The following is an 11094-nucleotide window of genomic DNA, read 5'->3' as shown; positions in this document are numbered from 1 at the left end:
GCTTAGGCTCAGGGCTCGCGGCGCCGCGTGAAGAGGAGGTGTGGTGGGCAAGCACACAGAGGGTGACCAGGATCCGGTCCGGGCGGTGGCCGAGCGGCTGCAGCGTCGCTACCACGAGCGGATCGCCGGTGAGCTGGTGTTGCCCGCCCGGCCGGCACGCACCGCATCGTTGCCCGAGGACCTTGCCCCGCCCGTGGCCGAGGCGTTGCGACAGCGGGGCATCGAGCAGCTCTATAGCCACCAGCGGCAGGCGTGGGACCGGATCCGCGCCGGCCAGCATACGGTGGTGGTCACCCCGACCGCATCCGGGAAAACGCTCTGCTACAACCTGCCGGTCCTGCACGAGGCGCTAACCGGCAGTGGCAAGGCCCTCTATCTGTTTCCGACCAAGGCCCTGGCCCAGGATCAGGTCGCCGAGCTGCACGAGCTCAACCAGGCCGGCGGGTTGGGCGTACGGGCCTATACCTTCGATGGCGACACGCCCGGGGATGCCCGCAAGGCGGTGCGGACCCGCGGCGACGTCGTCGTCTCCAATCCGGACATGCTCCACCAGGGGGTGCTGCCCCACCACACCAAGTGGGCACAGTTGTTTGAGCAGCTGCGCTACGTGGTGGTCGACGAGATGCACACCTACCGGGGTGTGTTCGGCTCCCACGTCGCCAATCTGTTCCGACGCCTGCGCCGGGTCTGCCGCTTCTACGGCGCTGACCCGGTGTTCATCTTCACCTCGGCGACCATCGCCAACCCCGGGGAGCTGGCCGGACGGCTGATCGGCGAGGCCGGGATCGAGGCGATCACCGAAAGCGGGGCCCCGGCGGGTGAGAAGCGCCTGCTGCTGTGGAACCCGCCGGTGATCGACCCCGACCTGGGCATTCGGGCTTCGGCGCGCTCGCAGACGACACGGATCGCCCGGCTGGCTGTGCGCAGCGGTCTGAAGGCCATCCTCTTCGCGCGCAGCCGCCTGATGGTCGAAGTGCTGACCAAGTACCTCAAGGATGTCTTCGACCGCGATCCGCGCCGGCCTCCGCGGGTGGCCGCCTACCGCGGGGGGTACCTGCCCGCCGAGCGGCGGGAGACCGAGCGGGCCCTGCGGGGTGGCGGTGTCGACTGCGTGGTGGCCACCTCGGCGCTCGAACTCGGGGTGGATATCGGCAGTCTCGATGTGGCCGTGCTCAATGGCTATCCCGGTACCATCGCCGGGACCTGGCAGCGGCTCGGGCGGGCCGGGCGGCGCAATCGCACAGCCCTCGGGGTAGTGGTGGCCACCAGTGAGCCGCTGGATCAGTACATGGTGCGCAATCCGGATTTCTTTCTCGGCGCTTCGCCTGAGCACGCCCGGATCGACCCCGATCAGCTCCTGATCCTCCTCGATCACGTGCGGTGTGCGGCCTTCGAGCTGCCCTTTCGGCAAGGGGAGCAGTTCGGCGGCGAGGATCTCGAAGAGCTGCTCGACTACCTGGTCGAGCAGGGGCTGCTGTACCGGGAGGGGGAGCGGTGGCACTGGGTTGCAGACAGCTACCCGGCCAATGACGTCAGCCTGCGTTCGGTCAGTGACGGCAACTTCGTGGTGATCGATACCACCGACGGCGCCCAGCGGGTGATTGCCGAGGTGGACTACACCGCCGCCCCGATGACCCTCTACGAGGGGGCGATCTACATGATCCAGGCGCGCCCCTATCAGGTGGAGCGCCTCGACTGGGAAGGCCGTAAGGCGTTCGTCCGCGAGACGCGGGCCGATTACTACACCGACGCCATCGATTACACCCGGCTGAAGATCCTGGAACGCTTCGAGGGGCAGCGCGGCGGCGAAGCGGAAGCCGCCCACGGCGAGGTCCACTTGGTCCGGCGCATCGCCGGCTACAAGAAGATTCGCTACTACACGCACGAGAACATCGGCTTCGGGGACATCGAGCTCCCCGACCAGGAGATGCACACCACGGCGGCCTGGTGGACCATCGAGCCCGGCGCCCTGGAGGCGGCCTTTACCGCTCGTCACCAGGCCCTCGACGGGTTCCTCGGTGCGGCCTATGCCCTCCACCACGTGGCCGCCCTGCGCCTGATGTCGGAACCGGGCGATCTGGGCCGGGCGGTCGGCGACGGCGATGCCGAGTGGTTCGCTGTCACCGGCCCTCGCGGTCGCGGCCAGATCCGTGACGCCAGCGGCGTGGAGCGCGGGGTGGAGCATGCGGAGCGTTTCCAGCCGGCGGTTTTCCTCTACGACAACTACCCGGGCGGTGTCGGGCTCTCGGCACCGCTTTTCGATCAGCGCGCCGCGGTGGTTGCCGATGCCCACGAGCTGGTTCAGGGGTGCGAGTGTGGTTTCGGTTGTCCGGCGTGTGTCGGGCCGGTCCTGGCCTCGGAGGAGACCCGGGGGCAGTCGCCCAAGGCGGCGGCGCTGACCGTGCTCGAGCTTTTGATGACCGGCCATCGGGCTGTCCACCTGGGCGCGGGCGAGGCCCTGCAGTAGCGCGTTGCGAGGAGGGAGGGGGGAGAGGGGGAAGGTGCTCAGGAAGTTCGCAAAGGGCGGGGGTGTGCTCTTTCTGCTTTTGATGCCGGAGCAGAACCGCTTCACATTTGCCACGGCCTCGAAGGCTTCCGGACCTTCTCCAACGAGAAGGCGGTCCCGCGCAAGGGGCGCTGGAACAGCGCCCCTTGCGCGGGACCGCCCTACGGCGGCCGGGTGCACCGCTGGGTTCATCGCCTGATGGTGCGCTGAGCGCGGCCAGGCCGGACATCCCGGGGTGTGGCGGGATGGTAGACTCCCGCCTTCACAGTGCCTCCGGAGACCGCTTTGCCCCTGACGCCCCTTGAGCTCTTCCTCGCCTCCCTGCTGGTGGCCACCGGGAGTCTGCTCCAGGGCGCGCTGGGCTTCGGGCTAGCGATCTTCGCGGCCCCGCTGCTGTTCCTGATCGATCCCGCTTTCATACCCGGCCCGGTGCTCTTTGTGGCCATGGTGATCTCGGCGATCATCCTCTGGCGCAACCGTGCCGGGCTGGCGATCGGTGAGCTGGGTGCCGCGGTTGTCGGTCGCATGCCAGGGATGGTGGCGGCGTTCTGGCTGCTCGCGGTGGCCTCGCAGTGGATCCTGTCCCTGATACTCGGTATGGCCGTGCTGCTGGGTGTGGTGGTCAGCCTGCTGCCCGGTGATATCCGCCCCACCCGCAATCGCCTGCTGGGCGCCGGGTTCCTCTCAGGCTTCATGGGCACAGCCACCTCGGTGGGCGGCCCGCCGATGGCGCTACTCTACCAGCACGCCCGCGGGCCGCACATCCGGGCCAATCTGGGGGGGTATTTCCTGGTCGGCTCGGTGGTCTCCCTGTTGGGTATGGTCCTGCTCGGGTATTTCGGCCATGACGAACTGCTGCTCTCCCTGGCGGTGACACCGGCGGCGCTGCTGGGACTGTTGATCTCCGGCTCGATCCTCCACTGGGTGGATGCCGGGCGGATTCGACCGATTCTCCTGATCCTGTGTACGCTATCCGCCATGGCGGTTATCGCGGACGGTGTTCGCGGGCTGGGCTGAGTGAGGCGTTGGCATGGACGGCATGGCTTGGGGTGTGGTGCTGGCGGCTGCGGGCGCCTTTGCCCTCAAGGGCGTTTTGCTGCATGCCGCGCGGTGCCCCCTGGGTCGATTCCGCGACGGCAGCCCAGCGCCTGGGCGCCGCCGGGCCGCTCAACGGCAAGGCAGCGGTGGATCTGATGGAGCACGATAACGCGGAGCAGGGAGCGAAGGGCTGGCCGATCCCCATCGAAGCGATTGCCGATGCAGCCTTCGTTCACGATCGCGATTACCGCATCATCGGGGCCAACACGGCCTACCTCGAGCGGGCCCGTTGCCGGGCCAATCAAGCCCTGGGGCACTACTACTGGGAGGTCTTCCCGATACGGGAGGGGCCGCTGCCCGGATGCGAGGCGAGCATGCAGGCCCAGGCCGCTGGATTCGCGGAGGGCGATGTTCCGCAGCAGGCGCGCTGTGATCGGATTGTGGATGGCAGCGACATTCTGCAGTCGCGGGCCTATCCGGTGGTGGATGAGGCGGGTCGTTACTCCTGTTCCTTGCACATCCTCGAAGACGTCACCGAGCGGGAAGAGGTCCGCAAAGCGCTGCGCGAGCGCGACTGGCAGTACCACCAGCTGCTGGCCAAGACGGCCGAAGGGATCGTCATCGTTGACGGTGACGGCCGTATCCTCTATGCGAACGCCGCGGCCGGGACGTTTCTTGGGCAGGAGCCGCAAGAGCTGGTCGGTGCTTGGTTCGGTCAGGCCATCCCCCGTGAAGTACCGCAGCAGGTTGAGCTGTTTGCCCCCGGCATCGGGGTGCGTACCGTGGAGATGGGCGCCCAGCCCATCGACTGGGAAGGCTTGAATGCCTGGGTGATCAACCTCCACGACGTCACCAACCGCGAGTCGCTCCGGCTGCTCTTCCAGGATCGCCTGGCCCGCACGCTGGACGCCTTGCCGCCGTGGGCGCCGGTGGCGCTGGTGGTCATCGATGTGAATGACTTCCGCACCATCAACGACAGCTTCGGCCACGTAGCCGGTGATGCCGTGCTCAAGCAGCTGGGGCAGCGGCTGAGTCACGTCCGTGTGCCCGCCGAACTCAGCGCTGCGGCCCAGGTTTCGCGGCTCGGCGGCGACGAGTTCGCCGTGGTGCTGCCTCGCCTGCGGAGCCTCGGCGACGCCGCAGAGGTGGCAAGACGATTCCTCGAGGTAACCGAGGCCCCCTTTCGGGTCCAGGGGCATGAGGTGCGCATCCATTTGCGCGTCGGTGTCAGCAGCTATCCCGAGCCGGCCGGATCCGCCGCACAGCTTGTGCAGCAGGCCGATACCGCCATGTACCAGGCGCGTCAGGAGGGGGTCAGTCTGCGCTTCTTCAGCGAAGAACTGACCGCCGATGCGCGCGAACGGCTGGAGCTGGGTTCGCAGCTGCGGCAGGCGATCGACGAGGATGCCCTGGAGCTGCACTTCCAGTTGCAGACGGAGCTGGCCAGCGGACGCTGGATCGGGGCGGAGGCCTTGTTGCGCTGGGCGCACCCGGAGCGGGGCTGGGTCTCGCCGGCCCAGTTCGTTCCGGTGGCCGAGCGTGTGGGACTCATCGGCGAGCTGGGTCGCTGGGTCCTGCGACGGGCCTGTGAGCAGGCCAGGATCTGGCGGGATGCCGGATTGGCGTTCGGCCGTGTCGGGGTGAACGTTTCTGCGCCACAGTTGATCGCCGGGGGCTTGGTCCAGGATGTCGACTACGCCCTGGCGCAGGCTGGTGTCCCGCCCGAGGTGCTCGCCCTGGAGATCACCGAGAGCGTCCTCATGGAGCAGGATCGCCACGTGGTGGCGCAGCTCGAGGCCTTGCGCGCCCGCGGAGTGCAGATTGCGCTGGATGACTTCGGCACGGGGTACTCGTCGCTGAGCTATCTGCGCGGCCTGCCCGTCGACCAGCTCAAGATCGATCGCTCCTTCGTGCAGGGCCTGCCTTCGGATCAGACCCAGATCAAGATCAACCGGGCGATCATCGACCTCGGCCTTAGCCTGGGGTACTCGGTGCTCGCAGAAGGGATCGAGACCCGGGAGCAGCAGGAGGTCCTGCTCCGGGAGGGGTGCCCGCTGGGGCAGGGGTTCTACTTCGCCCGCCCAGAGCCGGCGGCGCAGGTCACGCCGCGCCTTTGCGGTTAGGGCTAGATCAGCCCGTTTGGGGAGAGCATGGGCTGGAGGGTCTGGTATCCTCGGACTCATGGTTGCGGACACCACGGCGATCAACCGACAGCACCGGCCGTTTCCGGGCCAGGACAGCTTCTGGCTGTTCGGTTACGGCTCCCTGATCTACAAAGCCGATTTCCCCTATCTGGCGTGTCGCCCGGCGGTGATTCACGGCTGGAAGCGCCGTTTCTGGCAGGGCTCCCACGATCACCGGGGTACGCCGCAGGCGCCGGGGCGCGTGGCCACGCTGATCGAGGATCCCAGCGTGCGCTGTGTCGGCATGGCCTATCGGATTCGGCCTGAAGCGCTGGGACCCCTGGATCTGCGCGAGAAGAACGGTTATCTCCGTTTCACCACGCCGCTGCGGTTTCTGGATGGCGGTGAGGATCGGGGGCTGGTCTACATTGCCACGGAGGAGAACCCCGCGTTCCTCGGTCCTGCACCGATCCCGGATATGGCCCGGCAGATTGTCAGCTGCAGCGGCCCCAGCGGCTCCAACCGGGACTACCTCCTGGAGCTGGCGCGCGCGCTGCGAGCCCTGGGCGAGGAGGACCCGCACGTTTTCGCCCTGGAGGAGGCCATGGAGGATCTCTTCCCCCGTTCAACCGGAGTTGTCAGCCCATGAGTGCCTTGAATCAGACCGTCGCCTTGGGGCCTTTGGTGCTCTCCATTGGCCAGATCCTGCTCATCCTGGCGCTGGTGGTCGCCCTGATCGCCGGTGGCCTGGCTGCCCGGCGCAGCGGTGTGAGCGTTAGTGACAGCCTGTTCAGCCTGGTGCTGGTGGGTCTGGTGGGGGCGCGGGTGCTGTTCGTGTTCCACTACTGGGAGAGCTTCGAAAGCCTGTGGGGGGTGGTGGATATCCGCGATGGCGGGTTCGACCCTGTCGGCGGCGTCGTGGCCGGCCTGGCCTACCTGGCCTGGCGGTTCTGGCGGTCGCCGCAGCAGCGCCGCGCCCTGGTCACGGCGGTGGTGGCCGGCGGCATCGTCTGGGGGGTGACGGCGGGCCCGCTGCTGGTCATCGACCAGCAGTCCCGTTCCGTGCCGGACGTGGCGGTGAGCACCCTCGAAGGCGAGCATACGGATCTGCCCGCCTTGATTGAGGAGACCGGGAAGCCGGTGGTGGTCAACCTGTGGGCGACCTGGTGTCCGGCGTGCCAGCAGGAGAAGCCGGTCTTCGAGCAGGCGCAGGAGCGCGAGGACGGGGTCAAGTTCGTCTTCGTCAACCAGGGTGAGGACGCCGGGCAGGTCCAGGGGTATCTGGAGGAGCATGCGCCGTCGCTGGACAATATCCTGATGGATCCCCATCAGCGCTGGAGCGACGCCACCGGTACCCGCGGCCTTCCGGCCACCTTTTTCTATGATGAGCAGGGCCAATTGGTGGATTCCCACACCGGCCAGGTTTCCAGCGCCTCGCTGGAGAGCGGTCTGGAACGGCTGCGCTGAACGGAGGGCAACGAGGCGGTGAGCCTGTCCAAGCGGATCGATCGGCTGCGCGCCCAGGCTGGCGGCCGGGCGGTGGCTGCGGTGTCTGAGTCGGCAACGCCGGGTGTGCGTGAGCGCCTGGCGCGTATCGAGACGCGCCAGCGGCGCGCGGCGTGGCGGCCCCGCAGTCAGCGCCCCGACGACCAGGCCGTGGCCGAGCAGGTCGGTGGCTCGGTCCTGGCGCCCGGGCTCATTGAGGTCGAGCGTGTGGTGGGGCTGGATACGGCCTACGGCCGGCAGTCCCTGGCTCCGCTGCGAGGAGCGCTGCAGGGGATGCCCGAGGGCGCCGAGCTGGATCCCCAGCGGGCATTGTGGCTGGATACCGAGACCACCGGGTTGGCCGGCGGGACCGGCACCGTGGTGTTTCTGCTCGGGGTCGGTTGCCTGGCGGGCTCGGACCTGAGAGTTCGGCACTGGCTGCTGACCGGCTTCAGCGGCGAGCCGGCCATGCTGGAGCGACTGAGCGAACTGCTGGGGGGGACGGATGGGCTTGTCACCTACAACGGCAAGTCGTTCGACATCCCGTTGCTCCAGAGCCGGGCCCGGCTCCACGGGGTCGACCTCGGGCTGCAGGGCCGGATGCATCTCGATCTGCTCCATCCGACACGGCGGGTCTTTCGTCGGCACTGGCCCAACTGCCGGCTGACCACGGCCGAACGACGGCTCCTTGGGCGCGAGCGGCTCGACGATCTGCCTGGTGCCGAGGCGCCGGCGGCCTGGCTCGATTTCCTTCAGCGGGGCGACCCCCGGCAACTGCCGGCGGTGGTGCGCCATAACAGCGACGATATCCTGGCCCTTGCGGCCCTCTGGGTGGCCCTGGATCGGGTCTACCGCGAAGGGGGCGCATCGTGACACCGCCGCGGATCTTGGTTGGTGGCCCCGGGGAGCTCCCGCCGGACCGCCACCCTACCGGCTTCTACAAACAGGAGGTCCAGGCGCCCTGCTGGCTGGGTCCAGAGGGGCTGGACGGGGACCACCACGCCGATCGGCGGGTCCACGGTGGGCCCGAGCGGGCGGTGAACCACTATCCGGCCGAGCACCTGCCCGGGTGGGCACACCAGTTCCCGGTCGCGGCGGGCCGTTTCGTTCCCGGGGCGTTCGGCGAGAACCTTTCCACCGAAGGGTGGCTGGAGACCGGGGTCGCGGTGGGGGATCGGTTTCGTCTCGGGGCAGCGCTGATCGAGGTGGCCCAGCCGCGTCTGCCCTGCTGGAAGGTGGACCGCCGTTTCGATGTCGAAGGCATGGCGCGGGCGATGGTCGAGACCGGGCGCACCGGTTGGCTCTATCGGGTCATCGAGCCCGGTACGGTGGAGCCGGGGGCTACGCTGGAGCGCTGCTCCGTGCATCCGCAGCGCCTGACCATCGACGAACTCTGGGGGCTGCACCGCGAGCCCCGGGCGGATCGCCAGCGCATGGCGCTGGCCGCAGAGATGCCGGAGCTGGCGGCGGCGTGGCGCGAGCGGTTTCGGCAGCGGGTGGCTTGGTTGGAGCGCCAGGGGCGAGGCTGATACCTCGGGGGTGAGCGGTGCCTGGTTACGGGTGTGTCGCGCCAAGCGGCACGCAGACAGACAGCTGTATCGAGGAGTTCTTCATGGTGGATCCCACCCAGGCCCTGACGTGGCTGGTCGAAGGCAACCAGCGGTTCATGGCCGATGCCGTCGGCGACCATAACCGATTCAGTGCCGCGCGGCGCGGGGAGCTGCTCGGCGGCCAGGCGCCGTTTGCCGCTGTCCTCTCCTGTGCCGACTCCCGGGTGCCCTCCGAACTGGTCTTTGACCAGGGGCTGGGGGATCTCTTCGTGGTCCGGGTGGCCGGCAACATCGCTGCTCCGTCGCAAATGGGCAGCCTCGAGTTTGCCGCCGAGAAGCTGGGTGTGCGCCTGGTGGTGGTGCTCGGGCACACCTGCTGCGGGGCGATCGATGCCACCGTGGAGGCCCTGCGCGATCCGACCCCAGCGCCCACCGAGGGTCTGCGCAAGATCCTTGAGCGGGTGCGTCCGGCGGTGGAGCCGCTGTTCGCCCAGTCGCTGGATCAGCAGGAGCTGGCCGCACAGGCGGTGCGCGCCAACGTGCGCATGGCCGCGCAGATGCTGCGCGAGGAGTCGCCCATTCTCGCCCGGTTGCGTGCCGAGCAGGGGCTGGCCGTGGTCGGCGCCGAGTACGATCTGCACTCTGGGGCGGTCTGCTTTTTTGACGGGGTTACGGACGCGGGCGAGTTGCCGCCGCCGGATCAGCGCTAGAGGAGGCAGCGGGTGCACGGCGACGGCCGTACCGCTATCCTGCACCGTTTTGGGTGAGCGTGGAGGGTTCGGTGCAACTGGATGGGGCGGTGACGGACACCGGGGCGTTGCGCTTTGAGCGCATGGCGACCGACGGTGCGGCGCGCCGTGGGCGGCTGCATCTGCCCCGCGGGACTATCGAGACCCCGGCCTTCATGCCGGTCGGGACCTACGGTACGGTCAAGGGGCTGACGCCGGAGGAGCTGCGCGAGCTGGGCGCAGAGATCATCCTCGGCAACACCTTCCATCTATGGCTGAGGCCGGGGACCGAGGTGGTTCGCCTGCACGGCGATCTCCACGACTTCATGAACTGGCAGGGGCCGATCCTCACTGACTCGGGCGGCTTCCAGGTCTACAGCCTTGGCGAGCTGCGCAAGGTCACTGAGGAGGGCGTCCACTTCCGTTCGCCGGTGGATGGGGCCCGTGTCTTCATGGGGCCCGAGGAGTCGATGGCGGTTCAGCGCGAGCTGGGTTCGGATATCGTCATGATTTTCGACGAGTGTCCCCCGTATCCGGCGGAGCGTTCGACGGTGCAGCGCTCCATGGAGTTATCGCTGCGCTGGGCTGCGCGCAGTCGCCAGGCCCACGGCGACAACCCAGCGGCGCTGTTCGGGATCGTCCAGGGCGGGGTCTACCCGGAATTGCGCCGGGCCTCGCTGCAGGGACTGATGGACATCGGCTTCGACGGCTACGCCATCGGTGGTCTCTCGGTGGGAGAGCCACGGGAGGAGCGGGATGCCGTGCTGGAAGATCTCGAGCCGCGGCTGCCTGTGGATCGGCCCCGCTACCTGATGGGCGTCGGCAAGCCGGAGGACTTGGTCGAGTGCGTGCGCCGCGGGGTGGACCTGTTCGACTGCGTGATCCCGACGCGCAATGCGCGCAACGGCTTTCTGTTCACCTCCGAGGGTCTCGTCCGGCTTCGCAACAGTCGCTATCGCACCGATACCGCCCCGGTGGATCCGGCCTGCGACTGCTACACCTGCCGCAACTACTCCCGGGCCTACCTCAAGCACCTGGAGCGGTGCAACGAGATGCTGGGGGCGCGGCTGGCCACGCTGCACAATCTCTACTACTACCAGCAGCTGATGGCCGGTCTGCGTGCGGCGATCCGCGACGGCGGCCTGGTGGGCTTTGTGGGCGATTTCTACGCGCGGCGTGGGCAAACGCCGCCGACCCTATGACATAATACGCCGCATCCGGGCCGCCGGAGGGCGGTGTCAATGCGCTAACCGACAGATTCTGAAGGGGGAATGCGCGCATGCTGATGGACTTCTTCATCTCGCCCGCCCACGCCCAGCAAGCAGGCGGTGGGGGCGATATGCTGTTCTTTCTGATCTTCACCGTCCTGTTGGTGGCGGTCTTCTACTTCCTGCTGATCCGGCCGCAGCGCCAGCGCATGAAGCAGCACCAGCAGATGGTCGAGGGTCTTGCCGAGGGCGACGAGGTCGTGACCAGCGGGGGCGAGCTGGGCCGTATCACGCGCCTGGGTGAGCAGTTCGTGCGCGTCGAGGTGGCCAAAGGCGTCGAGTGGAGCGTCAAGCGCGACATGATCGGCCACGTCCTGCCCAAGGGGACCTTGGACGAGGCCCGCGGCGGCAAGGGCCACGCTCCGACCGAATCCACTGAGTGAACACCATGGAGAG

10 protein-coding genes are annotated in these 11094 nt (G+C 68.2%); all 10 read left to right on the top strand.

Features of this window, described 5'->3' with window-relative positions:
- Positions 1 to 40: 40 nt before the first annotated feature.
- Positions 41 to 2467, top strand: coding sequence for a DEAD/DEAH box helicase (locus HHAL_RS08595; RefSeq protein ID WP_011814493.1), 2427 nt, complete (start codon positions 41 to 43; stop codon positions 2465 to 2467).
- A 324-nt stretch (positions 2468 to 2791) separates the two neighbouring features.
- A complete protein-coding gene (locus HHAL_RS08590; RefSeq protein WP_011814492.1) occupies positions 2792 to 3523 on the top strand; it encodes a sulfite exporter TauE/SafE family protein in 732 nt (243 codons plus the stop codon).
- 83 nt (positions 3524 to 3606) lie between these two features.
- A complete protein-coding gene (locus HHAL_RS12705) occupies positions 3607 to 5667 on the top strand; it encodes a putative bifunctional diguanylate cyclase/phosphodiesterase (RefSeq protein WP_011814491.1) in 2061 nt (686 codons plus the stop codon).
- Positions 5668 to 5725: 58 nt separating this feature from the next.
- Positions 5726 to 6316 (top strand): gamma-glutamylcyclotransferase, encoded by a 591-nt coding sequence (locus HHAL_RS08580; protein WP_011814490.1) that lies wholly within the window; start codon positions 5726 to 5728, stop codon positions 6314 to 6316.
- Positions 6313 to 7134 (top strand): TlpA family protein disulfide reductase, encoded by an 822-nt coding sequence (locus HHAL_RS08575; RefSeq protein ID WP_011814489.1) that lies wholly within the window; start codon positions 6313 to 6315, stop codon positions 7132 to 7134. Before HHAL_RS08580 ends, HHAL_RS08575 begins: the two co-directional genes overlap by 4 nt.
- An 18-nt stretch (positions 7135 to 7152) precedes the next feature.
- Positions 7153 to 8025, top strand: a complete 873-nt coding sequence (locus HHAL_RS08570) for a ribonuclease H-like domain-containing protein (protein ID WP_011814488.1) — start codon at positions 7153 to 7155, stop codon at positions 8023 to 8025.
- Positions 8022 to 8681, top strand: coding sequence for an MOSC domain-containing protein (locus HHAL_RS08565; protein WP_011814487.1), 660 nt, complete (start codon positions 8022 to 8024; stop codon positions 8679 to 8681). The genes HHAL_RS08570 and HHAL_RS08565 overlap by 4 nt, the downstream gene beginning before the upstream one ends.
- A gap of 83 nt (positions 8682 to 8764) precedes the next feature.
- Positions 8765 to 9412, top strand: coding sequence for a carbonic anhydrase (locus tag HHAL_RS08560; RefSeq protein ID WP_041595132.1), 648 nt, complete (start codon positions 8765 to 8767; stop codon positions 9410 to 9412).
- Between the two features lie 107 nt (positions 9413 to 9519).
- Entirely contained in the window at positions 9520 to 10632 is a 1113-nt protein-coding gene (tgt, locus tag HHAL_RS08555) for a tRNA guanosine(34) transglycosylase Tgt (protein WP_041595576.1), read from the top strand.
- Positions 10633 to 10709: 77 nt separating this feature from the next.
- Complete coding sequence (yajC, locus tag HHAL_RS08550; RefSeq protein ID WP_011814484.1) at positions 10710 to 11081, top strand: preprotein translocase subunit YajC; 372 nt, start codon at positions 10710 to 10712, stop codon at positions 11079 to 11081.
- The last annotated feature ends 13 nt before the right edge of the window (positions 11082 to 11094 follow it).

It is taken from the genome of Halorhodospira halophila SL1, from assembly GCF_000015585.1.
Lineage (GTDB): Bacteria > Pseudomonadota > Gammaproteobacteria > Nitrococcales > Halorhodospiraceae > Halorhodospira > Halorhodospira halophila.
The sequence above is the reverse complement of the archived record's forward strand: the minus strand, read 5'-3'. Positions and strand labels throughout refer to the sequence as shown.

Coding starts and splice junctions, on each gene's coding strand:
- HHAL_RS12705 (WP_011814491.1), top strand. CDS start 3,607: ATGCCGCGCGGTGCCCCCTGGGTCGATTCCGCGACGGCAGCCCAGCGC.
- HHAL_RS08580 (WP_011814490.1), top strand. CDS start 5,726: ATGGTTGCGGACACCACGGCGATCAACCGACAGCACCGGCCGTTTCCG.
- HHAL_RS08575 (WP_011814489.1), top strand. CDS start 6,313: ATGAGTGCCTTGAATCAGACCGTCGCCTTGGGGCCTTTGGTGCTCTCC.
- HHAL_RS08560 (WP_041595132.1), top strand. CDS start 8,765: ATGGTGGATCCCACCCAGGCCCTGACGTGGCTGGTCGAAGGCAACCAG.
- yajC (WP_011814484.1), top strand. CDS start 10,710: ATGCTGATGGACTTCTTCATCTCGCCCGCCCACGCCCAGCAAGCAGGC.